At 55.5% G+C, this 4341-nt stretch carries 4 protein-coding genes; all 4 read right to left on the minus strand.

Going from position 1 to position 4341, the window contains the following annotated elements; genetic code table 11:
- Positions 1 to 25: 25 nt before the first annotated feature.
- A complete protein-coding gene (locus tag GXX34_08320; GenBank protein HHW07511.1) occupies positions 26 to 562 on the minus strand; it encodes a conjugal transfer protein TraR in 537 nt (178 codons plus the stop codon).
- Between the two features lie 22 nt (positions 563 to 584).
- Positions 585 to 878 (minus strand): hypothetical protein, encoded by a 294-nt coding sequence (locus GXX34_08325; GenBank protein HHW07512.1) that lies wholly within the window; start codon positions 876 to 878, stop codon positions 585 to 587.
- A gap of 9 nt (positions 879 to 887) precedes the next feature.
- The gene (locus GXX34_08330) at positions 888 to 1511 is read right to left on the minus strand and encodes a phosphate propanoyltransferase (protein ID HHW07513.1); all 624 of its coding nucleotides are present in this window, start codon (positions 1509 to 1511) and stop codon (positions 888 to 890) included.
- Between the two features lie 106 nt (positions 1512 to 1617).
- Positions 1618 to 4341, minus strand: a 2724-nt coding sequence (gene ileS, locus GXX34_08335) for an isoleucine--tRNA ligase (GenBank protein HHW07514.1), incomplete at its 5' end; no start/stop codon positions are given.

A 4341-nucleotide genomic window follows, 5' to 3' on the forward strand; every position in this document is an offset into this window, starting at 1 on the left:
CAAACAAGCAGTAGTATGCGCCGGGCTACAGGCCCCCGTCCTCATCCCAGTCAGCCAGGGCATCGGAAGTGCCGTAACGGGCCACCATTTGCCAGGTATCCTCCCCGTCAAAATAATTGGTGTCATCAAGACCGGCACCACCGAAAGGTGGGCGGATCACCTCTTCTTCCACGGGCCGGACCCGTGGTCTCCCATCTTTTTCCACCTGCAGCCTGCACTCGTAACAATAAGGCGTTTCCGGCACCGCTTCCAAGCGTTCCTCATCAATCCGCCGGTGACACTTTTGACAGGTGCCGTAGGTGCCCGCCTCAATGCGCTGCAAGGTTTCCTCCACATTTTTCAGCTGGATGAGGGCATTGTCGCGTAAAGCCAGGTCCTTGCCCCTTTCAAACACCTCATTGCCCAGGTCAGCCGGATGATTATCATAAAAGGACAGCTCCCCGATGCTGTCCCGCATCGATTGGTGCAGTCCTCCTTCTTCTATGGATTTAACCTGCTGCTCCAACTGCTCTTTTCGGGCCAAGAGTTTTTGTTTGAAATGCACCAGTTTTGCTTGCTCCATTAAACTGCACCTCCAGGGCATCCTAATACCGTTCCATTACCAAGCGCACTAGTTCGGCAATGAAATCGCCGATTAAAGGCAGATTTAACAAAACCAATCGCTGCAGGAGATATAAGACCACAGCACCCAAAACGGTAAAACCCACGGCCGCCCCCAGACCCCTGGCCAGGCCCGCCAGGAAATTAACCTTCCACAGCCGCTTGGGATCATGCAGCATCTCCACGTATTCGGCCAAGCGCAAACTCTCCATCCTGTTGATTAATTCTTCCGTCTTCTCCTGAAGCTTCTCCAAGGAAGTTTTCACGGCCTCCCCCACCCCAGTTCGCTATAATAACAGTCTTACCGGATCGCCGGTTTTTAATAAGGCACCGTTGGCCTCGTCGGTATCCAAGTGTAATTCCAGGCGGTACCGGCTGCTCACTCGCACCGCCACCTCCCCGAAAATGACACCCCGCGGTCCTTCCACCTGAGCGCTGATCACCGCGCCGTGCTCCAAGCCCCACTCTTCCGCCAGGCTCGAAGGCAGGTGGAGATGGCGCGCGGCAATGATCAGCCCCCGGGACAGGTGTAGCAGTCCCTTAGGACCGATCACGGTAATGCCCGGCGTCCCATCCAGCTCCCCTGATAACCGGACCGGGGGACGGACACCCAAGCGATAGCTGTCTGTCACGGATATTTCCACCTGACTCTCCTTGCGCACTGGGCCGACGACCCTGACCCCTTCGATGACCCCTTTCGGTCCCACCAGAGCCACCACTTCCCGGCCGGCAAATTCCCCGGGCTGGCTCAACTCCTTGGCAGGCACAAGTTGGTAGCCTTGGCCGAACAGGACGGCCAGGTCCTCCGGTGATAAATGAATGTGACGGTTGGAAATCCCGACGGGAGCATACACAGGTTCTGTATACTGCTTTCGTCTTGCGGCAGGCGCTGCCAGGACCAGTTCCGCCATGGGCATCTCCTTTCAAAAATACTGTCTTAATATATTATTCTGTCTCCGTTCTTGAACCACCCATGGAAATATTAAACAAAAAAACCGGCTTGAACAGCCGGTCTTTTTAAGCCAGTTCTTTGAGAATGCCTGCGCAGCGGGCACAGAGGGTAGGATGTTCCGTATGAGTGCCCACCGTGGCACTGTAATTCCAACAGCGCTCGCACTTGCCGTGGCTGGAGGGAGTGACCTTAACCTTTACTCCTTCCAGCTCTTCCGACACGAAGATGCCTTCCGGTGCTTCCTCACCTGCTTCATGCACCCTGACCTCGGACACGATAAACAAGGTGGCTAGAACTTCTTGGGCCGGCAGGACAAAACCATACCACTGTTTCGACAGGTAGAGGTCCACTTCCGCCTCCAAAGAGTTGCCGATGGCTTTACCCTGGCGTGCCATTTCCAGTGCCTTGGCCACCTCTCCTCTCAGGTCCAGGAGCTTGTTCCACTTTTGTTCCAGGGCCTCATCCAGGTAGGCCGGGTTAACTTCAGGCATCGAGGTGAGCTGGACGCTCACGGGCGCATCGGCAGGCTTGGGCATGTACTGCCAAATCTCCTCCGTCGTAAAAGCCAAAATCGGTGTCAGGAGCCGCACCAGGGCATGGATGGTCTCATACAGCACCGTCTGGGCCGCCCGTCTCGCTTTCGCCCGGGGCGCCAGGACGTACAAGCGGTCTTTACAAATGTCCAAGTAGAGGGCACTCATATCTACGGCACAGAAGTTATGGATGCTGTGAAAAACCGCATGAAACTCATAGGCGCGATACGCATCCGTCACCCTCTTGATGAGCTTGTGCAGCCTCAACAGGGCAAAGCGGTCCAGTTCGGACATCTCCTCGTAAGGCACCCGGTCCTTCTCCCAGTCAAAATCAGCCAGGTTCCCAAGAATAAAACGGCAAGTATTCCTGATTTTCCGGTAGGCGTCCGTCATTTGCTTGAGGATGTTAGGCGACACGGCCATATCCTTGCGGTAATCCGCCGAGGCCACCCACAAGCGCAGGATATCGGCTCCCATCTGCTGGATGACCTCCAGGGGATCAATGCCGTTGCCTAACGACTTGGACATTTTTCTTCCTTGCTCATCCACCACGTAGCCATGGGTCAAAACGGAACGGTAGGGGGCTTGACCCCGGGTTGCTACCGCCGTCGACAAGGAAGAGTTGAACCAACCCCGGTGCTGGTCGCTGCCTTCTAAGTACATATCGGCAGGCCAATCCAATTCCGGCCAGACTTCCAGGACAGCGGCATGACTGGAGCCGGAATCAAACCAGACATCCATCGTATCCGTTTCTTTTCTGAAGCTGGTACCCTGGCACTTGGGACACCGGAACCCGGCAGGCACCAATTCTGCCGTTTCCTTGGCAAACCAGATATTGGAACCGTGTTCCCGGAACAGTTGTTCCACGTGGCTGATGGTTTCGTCGCTGATGACGGCTTCGCCGCAATCCTCGCAGTAGAAAATCGGAATGGGCACCCCCCAAATCCGCTGCCTGGAGATACACCAGTCGCTCCGGTCGGCCACCATGTTATAGATGCGCTCTTCACCCCAGGCCGGGATCCACTTCACTTCCCGGATAGCCTTCAATGCTTCCTGGCGGAACCCTTCAATGGAGGCGAACCACTGCTCGGTGGCCCGGAACATGATCGGGTGCTTGCAGCGCCAGCAGTGGGGATACTGGTGCGCAATCTGGCCGTGCTGGAGAAGTGCTCCTTGGTCCGCCAAAGCCTTAATCACGGCTTTGTTGCACTGGTTGGTATCCAGCCCGGCAAAGGGGCCGGCTTCGGCCGTGAAAACCCCCTTATTATCCACCGGGGAGATAATGGGCAGGTTGTAACGACGGCCTACTTCATAGTCTTCAATACCGTGACCCGGCGCCGTATGCACGCAGCCGGTACCTTGTTCTAAAGTGACATGTTCTCCCAGGATGACCAGGGAATCCCTCTCCAGCAGCGGGTGCCGGCAAACCACCAGTTCCAGTTCCTGGCCGGAAAACTCCTTGAGTTCCCCTTGCACTTCCACGCCGGTCACCTGGACGAACTGTTCTTTCAGTTCCTTGGCCACCACCAAATTCCCCCGGTTCGTGGCCAGCAAGACATACTTGTAATCCGGGTGGAGGCAGATGGCCACGTTGGCCGGGATTGTCCAGGGAGTTGTTGTCCAGATGACGAAATAAGTGTCCCCTTCGGACAGGATACCTTTCCCGTCGATTACCGGAAATTTAACGTAAATGGAATGAGAAGTCTTATCATGGTATTCAACTTCCGCTTCCGCCAGGGCCGTTTGGCAATCGGCACACCAGTACACGGGTTTCAGGCCCCGGTAGATAAATCCTTTCCTGGCCATGTCCCCGAAAACCCGGATCTGCCTGGCTTCATACTCCGGGGAGAGAGTCAAGTAAGGATCCTCCCACTTACCCCGCACCCCCAGGCGCTTGAACTGCTGTTTCTGGATTTCCACATACTTCATGGCATATTCGGCGCATTTATTGCGGAACTCCACCGGGTGTACTTCATCCCGCTTCAAGCCAATGTTCTTGATGGCTTGCTGTTCGATGGGCAGCCCGTGGGTATCCCAGCCGGGCACATAGGGGGCATCGTAACCGGCCATGGAGTAAAACTTGACGATGAAGTCCTTCAAGACTTTGTTAAAGGCCGTCCCTAAATGGATATCCCCGTTAGCATAGGGAGGGCCGTCATGGAGAATGAATTTAGGCTTGCCCTGGTTCTGCTCCTGCACCTTTTGATAAATGTCAATCTCTTCCCAGAACTTCAGGATCTCAGGTTCACGCTGCGG

The sequence above is a fragment of the Clostridia bacterium genome (genome assembly GCA_012840125.1).
GTDB lineage: Bacteria > Bacillota > DULZ01 > DULZ01 > DULZ01 > DULZ01.